Origin of the sequence: Flexithrix dorotheae DSM 6795 (assembly GCF_000379765.1) — a bacterium.
Lineage (GTDB): Bacteria > Bacteroidota > Bacteroidia > Cytophagales > Flammeovirgaceae > Flexithrix > Flexithrix dorotheae.
Genome location: NZ_KB903442.1, coordinates 38,965 through 52,692, shown reverse-complemented (window position 1 = coordinate 52,692; position 13,728 = coordinate 38,965). Strand labels below are relative to the sequence as shown.

Below are 13,728 nucleotides of genomic sequence, written 5' to 3'. Positions count from 1 at the left end.
TCTAAAGAAAATCCCTATACGATTATTTAATCACTTCCTGTAATTTATCCATATAACACCTTAGTGAAATTGAAATTATTGAATTTCAATTTCAAACACATTATCTCTTCGGTTTTTATCTATTCTGGTTCCAAAAGGATCTATGCTTATAAATTTTGGGTATGTATCTACAATTAAACTAATATCAGTGACATTTTTTTTAATCTTGTGAGGGGTCAGGGTTATAATGGCGTTTGGATCTTTTACCTGATTTGGATGAACAGAAAATAAGCCTATCGGAATAGCCTCATTAATTGGAATTTCTTTTTCTTCTCCATTTTCAACTTCAAACCTTTTAGCGAATACAGTAAACTTTACCTCATATCTTTGATTGCCTAATGCTTGAATGGCCACATTTTCAATCTTCAAACGATAGGTGATTACACGTTTGAACCAGTCGTTGATTAAATCATGATCAGCAGGGGAAGTAGTTTTATAAATTTCCTCCAAAAATTCAAGGGCTGTTACATTTGGTATCGGATTTTTTCGATGTCTCTCCAATAAAATTTTGATTACATGATTTACTTTTTCCTCACCAATCAGATCTCTAAGCGCTAGCATGACCGTGAAATTTTTACCATAGGACAAATAGTTTTCACCATTTGAAAAATACAAAGGGGGCTCTGGTTCACTGGCAAATGCCCTACCTTTAAAATATCTTTCCTGAGCCGATTCGCTTAATTGCCACACAGCCTTTTTACCAAATTGTTTATCCATTACCACCGCTTCTGTATATTTGGCAAAACCTTCGGTAAAAAGGCTTCCACCCTCTACGGATTTTGGAGCCAATAAATGACCAAACCACTGGTGGGCTACTTCATGGATGGTACGTTTGGCCACAAGATCAAATCCCCCTGGATTGGAATTGTCTATTAAATATAAATTATCCTCTACCATGGTGATGGTACCTGGTTGGGCATGACCGCCAAATGGCCAGTAATTTGGAATCTCTACTACCCGGACTTGCTCAAAAGGATATTTCCCAAAATTTTTGATACAATAATCCAATGCCCATTCTGAGCTTTGAAAAATTCTGGCAATATTTTCATCATGTGTGGGATGGAAACATTGCTCAATCAGGATTCCTTTATACTCTTTGGTTTGTCTGGCATACCGGGCAGATTCATACCCGATTATGGGAACAATTCTGACTGGTGTTTTGTATTGGAAATAATTCCTGCCATTTGATGACCATTTATCGATGAGGTCTCCTGGAGCAATGGCGACCTGATCAGTTGAAGTCGAAACTAAAGTTTCGAAATTAACCTTTTTATAATTTCTGGATTGATCAAAAAGCATGTGTTCATCACTTTTAGGCTCTTCCAGCCTTGCGGGTAATCCCCGTTTTTCCCTTTCAAACCGATCTTTTATTTCCAGACTTTTTCTATAGCCTAACACCGGTTCAAAATCCTGGAGTAGTATAAAGGAGCCATTCCTGGTTAGGGTTTTGTCAATTTCAAATCCTTTCTTTTTCTTATCAATTTTAAAAGAAAACGCCACTTTCTGATTTGGGGATATTGGAGAATTAAAAGCATAGAGAAAAGTATTAAATATGCTGTCGTGCTCAATAAGTTGTGCGTTCTCTATTGCTATGGAGGTTATTTTTTCCCTTTCAGAAATAAGTATGGTATCAATAGGACGATCACTAATATTTTCTAAAATATATTTTCCCTGAAATACATATTTTCCCTTCTCGGGATAAATATCCATTTGGGTTTTCAGATCATTTTTCGCCAATCTTTGGAGAGTCTCGTAACGCTTAAATTTTTTTTCATAACCTTCTTGAAAATCAAGTTTTTCACTTCTGGTTTGGTAATCATTCAGTACATTGGTATTATAATAAATAAGGCTTCCCATTCCTGTGAAAACCAAACCAGAAATCCCCAGGAAAACATTAAGCAAAGGAGTTTTGGCAAACCACAATTGTTTCATTTTAAATTTCAATTGATTTGTTGTTCCTCGTTGCCAGACTTTAAAGGAAAGCAAAGCCAGTATTAATCCTACAGAAGTCCAGTAAAGAGCGAAAAAATGAAAAGGATAAGAAAAGTCTCCGTAACCAGCCATGTTACTCAATTCAACTGTCGGCAATCTTCCAATTTTTAATAAAGGATGGTCAATGCCAATTAAACTGGTTAGGGGACTTCCAAAGAGGGCAATGATTAGCCCGGTAATTATCATTCCTGCATATTTATTAGGAGATAAACTCTGGATAAAAAAGGCTAATGATGTATAAAATACAAATCCGAAACCCTGAAAATAAAACATGGATAAATATTGGAATAGCTCAAATTCATCATACCCTTTTACCAACTGAAAACCCATTGCCATAACTATACTTGTAGCGATTAGCAAAATAGGAAGCAATAAAAAAGCTGCTAATTTTGATAAAAAAAACAAACTGTTTGGGGTAGGAGTAGCCGCTATAATTTCATTAAATTTCAAAGCATAATCCCGCCAGATTATTTCTCCACTGTAGTAGACCACCAGAATTAATCCGATAACTGGAAGTGGGTCTTTTATGAGCCAGATTAATATATCGGTTGAGGGATATAAACTATCATTATAGGCTCCTCCACTATAAATTCTGGAATAGATTTCTGTGAAAATGATAACTATCCAGACCAACAAAATGCCAATGAAAGGCAAACTTTTGAATACAGAAGTTAATTCTAATTTGAATAGGGATTTGAAGCTTTTCCAATAAGAAAATGAATAAAAGTTTAATCCATTTAGAGTTTGGTATTGATACTCTTTGTAGGCATTTTCCTCCGGTTTTGATTTTTTTCCAATCTGGTGTTTGATTTTTCGGAATGAAAATAATCGAAAAGTGACAAAGAGAATTATAAAACTAATTGATAACCAAATCAACCTATTCCACCTAAAATAACCCGAGAAACTTATTGAAAAATTGTTTTTCTCGAATGGCGTCCAATACTGGGTCTGCTCAAAAAATGCAGAAAGTCCAAACGGATCAGCCACTGCGGCAATTGCCAAAGTTTGAGCAGACGGATTAACCGAATTCGCCATAAGAGGAGAGTTCAGAAAATTTGCTGCTAAGAAGTATGCCGCATAGATAAAAATAGCACTGGCAAAAGTAGCGATATGGTTTTTTGTGATGGAACTGACTGAAAAGACCAGGGTGGAACAAACCAGTACATTTGGCAATGCCATCATCAGCCAAACCCAGGCATAATCACCAAATTGAAAAGCTGATACACGCCCCGGATCTAACTCCGGAGATTGCATTCCCAGAGCAAATCCCACCAGAGACATGCTAAAAACAATAATACTTGACAATAGGATTCCAGAGAATCGGCTAAAAAAGAAGCTGGTTTTTGAAATTGGAGTGGTATAAATTATTTCTTCCATTCGGAATTGCCTATCCCGAAGAATACCACTTATGGTAAAAAACATGATGGCAAACTGACTGCCAAGGGAAAGTAATCCAATTTTATAGAATAGCTGATAGGAAGAATTAAAGTTAATCTGGGCAGGAGTATTATTTTGGCTACCCAGTAAAAATCCAAAAGCCAGGAAAATGATACAAAAACTCAGGAAAGCTTTCTGTCTAAGTTGATACCTTATTTCAAAATTTAAAAGCTGGGAAAACACCATATTTAATAAAATTCAGGAATTGAAAATTGTTACTAAAAGAAGTTATACTTTCAGATATGAACTGGGTGATGGACTTTGGATAAAGTAGTGAAATATACACTTTCCAAATCCGGAGCAGCAGCCTGGAACCCGCCATCTGGCAATGAGTTGGAATAAACATGGATTTGGGTTTTTCCGGCTACCAGCCTGGTGGAAATGATCTTAAATTTGTTTTGATATTCAGGAAGTGATGCCCTATTAATTGTTTTTGTCCAAATCCTGCCTTCCAGCGATTTTGTAATTTCAAGAGGATTTCCATGATTAATAATTTCTCCCATTCCCAGAATAGCCATTTGGGCACACAATTCCCTAATATCCTCCACGATATGTGTTGACAAAATCACCACCTTTTTCTCTCCTATTTCACTCAATAAATTGAGAAATCTGTTCCGTTCCTCAGGGTCCAGACCAGCAGTGGGCTCATCCACAATGATGAGCTGTGGATTGCCTAACAAGGCCTGGGCTATGCCGAATCGTTGTTTCATTCCGCCTGAAAATGTATGGACCGCCTTTTTCCGGTACTCAAATAAATTAGTTTGTTGCAGCAATGCCCAAATCTGTTCTTTACGTTCATTTTTTTGGGAAATACCCTTTAGAATTGCCAGATGATCCAATAATTGTTCGGCACTAATTTTTGGATAAACCCCAAATTCCTGGGGTAAAAAACCTATTTGTTTTCTAATATATTCAGGATTTCTGATGATATCTTTTTCATTAAAAGTTACAGTACCAGAGGAAGGCTCCTGAATGGTGGCAATGATACGCATTAAGGAGGATTTTCCTGCACCATTGGGTCCTAATAGGCCAAACATTCCATCGTTAATGGTGAGGGAAATATTTTTCAAAGCATGAACACCATTCGGATATATTTTAGATAAATTTTGAATTTGTAATTTGTGCATAAACTCATTGGGATTAGCGTGAATGCAACAAACCTAAAAGGCCATTTATTGAATTGAAATTTAATTTGATGAACCAGGGTGATTTGGGGATAAATAATGATCATGTGGTTCAAATCAGATTGGACATGGAAATAGGCTGGTTTGTATGGAAAACCATGGTGTTGATCAAAAAAATTAGCAGATCATATCAATACGGCTAATTTTGGAGGAATTGGAGCTTTTTTATCAAATTCAATTGATATAAAATGAAGGTAATTTTTAAATATTACAAAGCAGCCGGGATTGCATTGTTGATCACCATCGCAGGTACCTTTGTACTTGCCGAGCTTCAACTTATTTTAATTGATAAAAAAGAAATTCTGGAAAACACCCTTATTTTTTTGTTTTGGTGGATTGCTCTTTCTTTTCTCATCTATCAACTCTTCAGAAAAAGAAGCAAAAGGTTTATCTTAAAAGGAACTGTACTTTTGGTAATTGCCGGTTTGGCAATAATAGTAGATAGCTTTTGGAGAATTCCTGATAATCCGGTGACTATACCCCTCATTATTCTATTTTGGCTTGGGGTATTAGAGCTTATTTTACCAGGGTTTTTCAAAAAATACAGATTGCCCATCCTTTCTGTTTATGGATTAATTACCATTTATTTTGTTTTTGCCAGGCTGGGTTACAGTTCTTCCTATTTTGAAAACCACAAGGAAAGAGTCATCAATTTTTTGTTAATCCCTATTCCATTTTTAATTGGGTTATACCTGTTTGAACAATGGAAATGGGTGAAATCTTTGCAAACCGAAAAGACTAATACAGAATTATCCTTATTAAAAAGTCAGATAAACCCGCACTTCTTTTTTAATACCCTGAATAATTTGTACGGTCTGACTGTGGAAAAATCTGATCAGGCACCGGAAGTAGTGCTCAAATTATCGGATATGATGCGATATACCATTTACGAAGGTAAAGAGGATTTTGTACTTTTAAAAAATGAGGTTACTTACCTTGAAAATTATGTTGAGTTACATAAGTTGCGGTTTCATCATGAAGTAGATATCCGATTCGAACAAAGCATCCGAAAGGAGATAAAAGTTGCTCCTTTACTATTTATTATTTTATTGGAAAATGCTTTTAAACATGGGGCTGAAAGTTTAACCAAAGGTGTTTTTATTCAAATTGAATTAAAAACGGAAGGGGATAAAATTCTGTTTTCCATTGAAAATAATTTTGATAGTAAAGCGGAAGTAAATCCAAAGGGTATTGGTCTGGAAAACTTGAAAAGAAGATTGAAGTTAACCTATCCGGAGAAGCATAAATTTCTCATGAAGAAAAGGAATGGTATATTTAAGGCAACATTAGAATTACCGGTAGTATGATAAAATTTATTATTGTAGATGATGAGCCCATTGCCCATAGAATAATTGAAAAGTATTGTAATGATTTACCTCACTTAAAACTGAAGAGAAATTGCTATAATGCTTTTGAAGCCATCCAGTTTTTAAATGAAGAAAGTGTGGATATTATTTTTTTGGATATCAAAATGCCAAAGCTGACTGGATTCGAATTTTTAAAATCGCTTTCCAATCCACCCAAAATCATTGTGACCACAGCCCATAAGGAATTTGCCTGGGAAGGCTATGAGCTTGATATTTCAGATTATTTATTGAAGCCATTTAGTTTTGCCAGGTTTGTAAAGGCAGTAAATAAAGCCACTAATTCTACTGCTAGCCCAACAATAGGAAACATCTCCCAGGAAGGAACAAATAAGCATTTCCGTTTTTTCATTAAAGGAGATAAAAGACAATATCAGGTTAATACCGAAGATATAATTTACATTGAAGCCTATGGAAATTATTCTAAAATCCATTTAAAAGAAAACCTGCTGGTTTGCCATGAAAAAATTTCCTCCTTTGAAGCCTTGCTACCAGATACCAGCTTTTTGCGCATTCACAAATCCTTTATCATTGCCATTGAAAAAGTGGAAATAATAGAAAATAATCAGGTGTTAATTGGCAAACAGAAAATTCCCATTGGGCAAACCTACAAACATAACCTAAGAAATTTGTTGGGATAGTGGGGAGCTATGGAAGTATAAAGAATCATATAGGCAAGTTTAAATTCTGTATCAGGTAAAACACAAGTACTTGTTAAACTTAGAAAAGTAGGCGCACTTGAAAACCCCTACGAAAGCTCAATGAAGACTTCTATCGGTAAGTGGAATGCTGCCCAGCCGGATGAGAAAACCTCAAGTCAGTTTTGATGCAGGTCGCCACATAATGAGGCGACTGTGATAGTCTGGAAAGTTCCATAATATTCGTAATGAAATTTGAGAGCTATAAATCTCTGCTTTCCTAAAAACGCTAAACAAATATTCTGCTAAAAGAATATTCCATATCAGACATTATTTTATCCAATCCCAAATGTAGAATGGCCGCAAAGACACGACTTTTATTCATTTGTTTGGTTCACTAAAAGCACATGAATTAATGCAAAGGCCTTTTTTGTAGCTAATTTCCATTTTAGTATTTTTCAGAAAAATGGTAATATGGTGCTATTTCTAAAGTAAAAACGGAAAGGGAAGCATAGGAAACATTCCCCAATATTAAGAATAAGGAAGTCAACGGCAGGTATTCCCGAAGAAGCTAAAACAGTAAGACTACCCTGGCTCTATTTCCTTGAGCTCCACAAATAAAATATTAATGATGATCTGGATTCAATGATTTACTATTTATTAGAGAAATAAATTCTTCCTTGACTCCTTCACAGATTGACACCGAATTGTGCGTACAGTTTTTTAAGGCAACGGGATCAAAATTCTTAATGCTAATTTTTGAAGGGCTAAACTCTTTACCTTGCAAATGTGTATACATATTTAAAGCCGCCTTAGAGCTGGCATATGCCATCATACAATAGTTAGAGTAGCAGAATGACTCGTCCATCATTTTATTAAGGTCGCCCAGTGCGCTGGTTATATTAATAATTTTAGGTTCTTCACTTTTTTCTAGTAATGGTTTTAGCGTTTTGATTAATCGCATGACCCCAAATACATTCATATCATATAAAGCCTTCACTTCTTCAATATCAATTTGCTCAATTTTTTGCCCAAAGCCATTCGCAACTTCTGCATTATTAAGCAATAAATCTAAATGACCAAAAGTATGGACTATGGTTTCTCTTAATTCTGAAACACTTTTGTCTGAAGTAAAATCAGTTTTTACGAGTTTATATTTGTGTAAGTCATCTGTTTCTACAGATAAATTATCAAAACTATCTTGGGTAGCAGCAAGAATGACATTATATCTATTTTTGAGTAAAATATTGGCAAAAGTTCTACCTAACCCATTGCCAGAATCCGTAACTACTGCTGTTCTATTTACCTTCATGAATTCTAAATTTTATAATCAAATTTAATCATAAATTAACTTTTAAAATAACCACTTTCTTTACTCAAATGTCCAGAATTAATACTTTGTCTCATAAGTTTTGGTAAGTGATTAAAAGATTCTTTATATACCTTGTTGTCTAAATTGGTTTGGTGTGGTACCACTTAACTTTTTGAAAAACCTTGTAAAATGTGTAGGTTCCTGAAAATTTAAACGATAGCCTATTTCCGCAATATCTAAATCTGAAAATTTCAACAAACTTTTACTTTCAAGCAATAAACGCTCTTGAATAATGTCTTTAGCACTTTTGCCAGTTTGTAGTTTTATCATTGTAGTCAGATAACTAGGGGTAATATTAAGTACATCGGCATAATCGCTTACGTTTTTAGTATCTATGTACATTTTTTCAACCAGGTTTTCAAACCTTTGCGTAATGACCTGGCCACGTGATAAATTGTTTTCTGTGGATTTATGGCGTTCGTAAATTGCCTTGCAATAATATAGTATAGAAACCAACATGCCCTCCAGCATTTTTTCTTGATAGGGGTGAGGGTTTTGAAAAACTGAAACCATTCGTTTGGCATCATACAATAAATAATTCAGCTCATCCTGAGTCATCATCAACACTTGATTTTCGGACATTTTTAAAAATGGAAAATCTTCGATCAGGTTTGGTATAGCTTTCATTAAAAATTCCTTTTTAAACGAAATGTTATAGCCTGCAATATCCTGATCTCTGACCCAGGAAACCACCTGTCCTGGTACAATAAACCATAGTGGATGTTCGCCCAGTTCTAACCAATCGGTATTGATGTTTATTCTACTTTTTCCTACATAAGTTAACAAGGCTATTTGAAAAAAATCTTGTCTGTAGGGTGGCATACATCGGCTTGACGATGGTTCTAATTTATCTAGAGCATGAATATCGAAATTAGGTATGTGACTTCGGTGAGGGAATCCGATAGCTTCATACAAATCGTTACTATTTTTAAAAACAGGTATTTGCTTTTTTTGCATGCAGTTAAATTATCTTCTTTTGGGTATAACACAGAACGACAACTTATTGGTCGTTCTGTGCAGAGTTTTTTTACATTAATTTAAAGCAGATTCTTTTTGCTTCATTTGATTAATTTTTGAGTCAATTTCTAGATCTGAAATGATTTGCCAACCGCCACCTAAAGCTTTATAAATTGCAATTAAATAGGTTGTTGTAGAGACTTCGCTTGTTGCCAATAAGTTTTCTGAAACCAACATGGTGTTTTCGGCACTTAAATAATCTATAAAATTATCTAAACCAGCTTCGTACCGTTTTTTTGCAATAGCGGCAGCTTTTGCACTAGTTTCGGATGAGGCTCTTAAATTTTCGCGTCTTTGAAGCTCATTTGCATAATTAGCTAAAGCTGTTTTGGTTTCTTCTAAAGCTTTTAAAACCGTTTTTTCATACTGATTTAAAGCCATAAGGGTCAAGGCATCATTTTGTTTTATTTGCTGTTTAACACGACCCAGATTAAAAGCTGCCCAGGAAATATTAGGCATAATACTCCACATAAAAGACTTTTTTTGGCCAAAGTTAGAAAAGTCTACCGCTGAAAACCCAATAGAACCACCAAATTGAATTTTTGGATACAAATCGGCTACTGAAATATTATATTTCGAAATTTGAATTTGTAAGGCTGCTTCAGCTTTTCTAACATCAGGTCTGCGATGTAACAGCTCATTTACATCGCCTAAGGCTACAGATTCTGGCAAGCTAGGTAATTGTTGATCTGTTAAAAGGATTTCATCAATTTCACCGGGAACTTCACCTACAAGAACATTCAAGCTGTTTTTTAAGGCTTCTATTCTGGCTTTAAGTGGAAAAATAGTCGATCTTGTATTTTCTAATTGCGCCAATGCTCTTGACACATCGAGATCATTACTAGTTCCGGCTTCTAAAAGTTTTACAGTTAAATCATAGGTGTTTTGTTGTCCTTCTAAATTACGTTCCGCAATGTCTAACATATGTTGTGTGCCTCGTAATTCCATATAATTCCTGGCGGTTTCAGCAAAAATACTAATGTAAACACTTTGCATATCAGCAAGTGCTTGCTGACTTGTAGCGTACGCCCCTTTAATTCGATTGGTAACTCTCCCAAATACGTCTGCTTCCCAAAATGCATCAAAACTTCCATTAAAATTGTTAAAGGTTGGGTTTGCTCCAGGTACAAATACATTTTCACCTAACCGTGTTCTTGTATAATTGCCATTTAAAGTAACCGTAGGAAATCGATCTAACTGTGTTCCTTTTAAAAAGGCGCGTGAGGCTTCAAAATTGGCAACAGCAGTATTAATATCAAGGTTATTTTGGACTACTTTATTAATTAAAGTATCCAATACAGGATCGTTAAACTCTGTCCACCAATTTTGAGCGATTTCTACATTACCATAAATTTCTTCTTGTAAATTTTCTTCAAAAAATTCATTGGTCACTGTAACGCCTGATTGTACATGGTAATCTCTCTTTGTAATTCCACATGAAGCTAAAAACAATAGAAGTATGAAAAGTGAGCTATACTTCAATTTATACATTTTAAAAATTGTCAGCCTTGTGGTAGTCCATTTTCTACCGAGGTAGTAAAAAACAGGCGTTAAGAAAATACCAAAGATGGTTACACCCAACATTCCGCTAAACACAGCAATACCTAATGACACACGAAGCTCTGCGCCTGCACCAGTTGAAATGGCTAAAGGTACAACACCTAAAATAAATGCCATGGCCGTCATCAAAATAGGACGCAATCGTAATTTTGAAGCTTGAATTACTGCAGTTTTTAAATCAGTTCCCTGATCTTCTAATTGCTTCGCAAACTCTACGATAAGAATCGCATTTTTACTGGCTAACCCAACTAAAACGATTAGACCAATTTGTACCATGATGTTGTTGTCTAATCCAGCTAAATCAATACCTACAATTGCCGAAAGTAAAACCATTGGTACAATAAATATTACTGCAAGTGGAAGAATTAAACTTTCAAACTGTGCTGCCAGCAATAAAAACACAAATACTACGGCTAATAAAAAGGCTATACCAGCGGTGTTACCTGTTTGTTTTTCCTGATAGGCCATTTCTGTCCACTGATAGGAAATACCTTGTGGTAAAATTTCATCAGCTAAAGCTTCCATTCTTTCTAGTGCTTGTCCGGAACTGTAACCTGCTGCCACATTACCATTTAAAGAGGCTGAAGGGTACAAGTTAAATCTAGGTATTCTTGAAGGACCAGAAATATCTTTTTGAGCTGCAATAGTTCCCAAAGGTACCATTTCTCCTTTGTTATTTCTAACTTTTATGCGGGAAATATCGTCAGGGGTTAATCGGTTTGGAGAATCTGCTTGTGCAGTAACCTGAAAAGTTCTTCCCAAATAATTAAAATCATTTACAAAAGCAGAACCCATATATATTTCTAATGATTGAAAAATATCGTTCACCTTTACCCCAAGTTGTTGCGCTTTATTGCGATCAATATCTAAATACAACTGTGGTGTTCTATCATTAAAAAAGGTAAATACGTTACTTAAAACTGGATCCTGGTTTGCAGCAGCAGCTAAAGCATTAGTCGCTTCAATTAGTGCTTTAGTACCAACATTAGCACGGTCCTGAACCATCATTCTAAATCCTCCTGCATTCCCAATTCCACTAACTGAGGGTGGCGGAATAATAAATACAACTGCATCATCTACCACACCAACTTTGCCTTGAAGTGTGTTTAATAATTCGTGATAATCAATCCCTTTTTCAGTTCTTACATCAAAATCTTCCAGAGTTAAGAAAATTGCTGCAGCATTAGATGAATTGGTGAATGAAGCGGCATCAAAACCAGTGAATGATACTGCTGTTCTTACACCGTCTGTATCTAAGGTTAAATCCAAAATGTTTTTTACCACTTCATCTGTTCTACTTAATGAAGATCCTGGAGGCAATTGCACGACAGTAATAAAATACTGCTGGTCCATAGCTGGGACGAAACCTTTTGATACCCTATTAAATTCAAATCCTGTTAAAGCAATTAATCCACCATATACTGCCATGACAATAGCACTGGTCCTGATGAGTTTCTGAACACTTTTCCCATACTTTTCAGAAATAAAGTCCATAAAACGATTAAAGGCATTTCCCAAAAAGGCTAAAGGTTTTAAAACCAAAGGTGTTTTTTTAGTCTTGTTTTTGTCTTCGTGTCTCATTAAAAGAGCTGCCATTGCCGGACTTAAAGTTAAAGACACAAATACAGAAATAGCTGTGGCTACGGCAATTGTAACACCGAATTGCTTGTAGAACTGACCTGAAAACCCATCTAAGAAAGCCGTAGGAATAAATACTGCGATCAATACTAACCCAATAGCGATTAACGCACTACCAACTTCATCCATGGTTTTTAAAGCTGCTTCTTTGGGAGATAAGCCTTTTTCGAGATAACGTTCCATGTTTTCAACCACTACAATAGCATCATCAACCACAATACCAATGGCTAGCACTAATCCAAAAAGAGTTAAATTGTTTAATGAAAAACCAATTCCCTGCATTATGGCAAAGGTTCCCACCAATGACACCGGAATGGCTAAAATTGGAATAATAGCAGCACGCCACGACTGAAGAAAAAGTAAAATAACCAGGATTACCAGGATTACCGCTTCAAAAATGGTACTGTAAACTTGATCCACAGATTTCTGAATGAATTCAGTTGGGTTATATTCAATTCTATATTCTAAATCCTCTGGAAAGTTTTTGGAAAGTCTTTCCATCGTTTCTTTAATGCTTGATGCTGTTTCTAACGCATTACCACCCGGTTGTTGAAAAATAGGCATTGCAATAGCAGGTTCTTTTCCCAAATAACCTTTTGTCGCATAATTTTGTGCACCTAATTCTGCCCTGCCTACATCTTTTAGTTTTACAAGTCTATTGTCTTCAGCAGACTTTATAATCACATTTTCAAATTCTTCAGGTGTAATAAGTTTTCCCTGGGTTTGAATATTGATTTCAAAAGCGGATTGCCTGCCTGAAGGTAAGGTGTTTAATGTTCCACTAGCTATCTGAACATTTTGAGCTCTTAAGGCAGCAACTACTTCACCTGCTGTCATATCTAAATTGGCAATTTTATCAGGATCCAGCCATATACGCATAGCGTACTCTGCTGCACCAAAAATTTGAATGTCACCAATACCTCTAATACGCGCCAACTCATCTTTAAGCTGAAGTGCGGCATAGTTACCCATGTAAATTTGATCATAGGTTTTGTTAGGTGAAAACAAGTTGACTAGTAATAAAATATCTGGTGATATTTTTTTCGTGGTAATTCCTAAACGTCTTACAGATTCAGGAAGTCTTGGTTCTGCAATCGCAACACGGTTTTGCACCTGTACCTGGGCTCTGTCCAGGTCTATGCCTAATTCAAAAGCAATTTGTAAAGTAACTCTACCATCTGCTGATGATTGGGAGGTCATATAAATCATTCCTTCTACACCATTTATCTCTTTTTCAAGGGGTGCTGCTACAGTTTCAGAAAGTGTTTTGGCATTAGCACCAGGATATGTTGCGACCACTTCTACGGTGGGTGGAGCTACGTCCGGAAACTGTGATACAGGTAATGAAAAATAAGATAAACCGCCCACAATTAGTATGAGTACACTCAGTACTGCTGCGAATATGGGTCTTTTTATGAATGTGTGACTAAATTTCATAATTCTTATTAAAATTTGAACATAACACTGCCTGTTTCTTTATCATTTTA

The 13,728-nt window shown here is 35.6% G+C and carries 8 protein-coding genes and 1 pseudogene; 3 read left to right on the top strand and 6 right to left on the bottom strand.

Features of this window, described 5'->3' with window-relative positions; translation table 11 throughout:
• Positions 1 to 75 precede the first annotated feature (75 nt).
• Positions 76 to 3,654, bottom strand: coding sequence for a M1 family aminopeptidase (locus tag A3EM_RS0115120; RefSeq protein WP_020529066.1), 3,579 nt, complete (start codon positions 3,652 to 3,654; stop codon positions 76 to 78).
• Positions 3,655 to 3,704: 50 nt separating this feature from the next.
• Positions 3,705 to 4,595 (bottom strand): ABC transporter ATP-binding protein, encoded by an 891-nt coding sequence (locus A3EM_RS0115115; RefSeq protein ID WP_020529065.1) that lies wholly within the window; start codon positions 4,593 to 4,595, stop codon positions 3,705 to 3,707.
• A gap of 53 nt (positions 4,596 to 4,648) precedes the next feature.
• Here A3EM_RS0115115 and A3EM_RS48045 point away from each other — a divergent pair, with 53 nt between their 5' ends.
• The 3 genes from A3EM_RS48045 to A3EM_RS0115100 are packed head-to-tail and all read left to right on the top strand — an operon-like array spanning position 4,649 to position 6,657.
• Positions 4,649 to 4,795: a hypothetical protein gene (locus tag A3EM_RS48045; protein WP_157637906.1), complete on the top strand. Its 147-nt coding sequence runs from the start codon at positions 4,649 to 4,651 to the stop codon at positions 4,793 to 4,795.
• Between the two features lie 45 nt (positions 4,796 to 4,840).
• Positions 4,841 to 5,959 carry a sensor histidine kinase gene (locus A3EM_RS0115105; protein WP_020529063.1) on the top strand — a complete coding sequence of 373 codons (1,119 nt, stop codon included), beginning with the start codon at positions 4,841 to 4,843 and terminating at the stop codon, positions 5,957 to 5,959.
• Entirely contained in the window at positions 5,956 to 6,657 is a 702-nt protein-coding gene (locus A3EM_RS0115100; protein WP_020529062.1) for a LytR/AlgR family response regulator transcription factor, read from the top strand. The genes A3EM_RS0115105 and A3EM_RS0115100 overlap by 4 nt, the downstream gene beginning before the upstream one ends.
• A gap of 622 nt (positions 6,658 to 7,279) precedes the next feature.
• Here the strand turns inward: A3EM_RS0115100 and A3EM_RS0115095 are convergent.
• From A3EM_RS0115095 to A3EM_RS42510, 4 genes and pseudogenes are all read right to left on the bottom strand, one after another.
• On the bottom strand, positions 7,280 to 7,966 hold the full coding sequence (locus tag A3EM_RS0115095; RefSeq protein WP_020529061.1) for an SDR family NAD(P)-dependent oxidoreductase: 687 nt from the start codon (positions 7,964 to 7,966) through the stop codon (positions 7,280 to 7,282).
• A 123-nt stretch (positions 7,967 to 8,089) separates the two neighbouring features.
• On the bottom strand, positions 8,090 to 8,983 hold the full coding sequence (locus A3EM_RS0115090; protein ID WP_026210312.1) for a helix-turn-helix domain-containing protein: 894 nt from the start codon (positions 8,981 to 8,983) through the stop codon (positions 8,090 to 8,092).
• A gap of 75 nt (positions 8,984 to 9,058) precedes the next feature.
• Complete coding sequence (locus A3EM_RS48510; RefSeq protein WP_425402062.1) at positions 9,059 to 10,534, bottom strand: efflux transporter outer membrane subunit; 1,476 nt, start codon at positions 10,532 to 10,534, stop codon at positions 9,059 to 9,061.
• Positions 10,535 to 10,549: 15 nt separating this feature from the next.
• Positions 10,550 to 13,678, bottom strand: a pseudogene (locus A3EM_RS42510) (efflux RND transporter permease subunit); the annotation flags it as partial.
• Between the last annotated feature and the right edge of the window lie 50 nt (positions 13,679 to 13,728).